We start from the raw sequence: 387 nt of genomic DNA, 5'->3' as shown, positions 1-387 counted from the left end.
TCGCCGGGGTGCTGGTCAGCTTCGTCAAGCTGATGGCCTACGGCGATATCGGCATCGGCAGCAGCTTCGTGCCTTATTGCCTGTTCTGCCTGCTGCAGGTGCGCGCCTTCCAGTGCGTGGACAGGCGCTGGCTGTGGCAGGACATCGAACCGGCGCCGCGTATCGATCGCCCGCTGACGGTGGGGCGCACCGGCATGCGGCAGGGCGTGCGCTCTTGCGCCTGCTGCACGGCGATCCTGCCGGCCAATCAGGTGCGCTGTCCGCGCTGCCACACCAACGGCTACGTACGTCGCCGCCACAGCCTGCAGTGGACGCTGGCGCTGCTGGTGACCTCCGTCATGCTGTACATTCCGGCCAACCTGATGCCGATCATGGTGACCGAGGCGC

General features: G+C 67.2%; 1 protein-coding gene. It reads left to right on the top strand.

Annotated elements, in window-relative coordinates; genetic code table 11:
• Positions 1-387: paraquat-inducible protein A (locus tag ACK3CV_RS25355; RefSeq protein ID WP_489009926.1), on the top strand; the 387-nt coding region annotated here is incomplete at both ends.

Source organism: Serratia sp. TSO36 (assembly GCF_057808395.1).
Note: the sequence above shows the minus strand (reverse complement) of the source record. Positions and strands in the feature narration are given on the sequence as shown.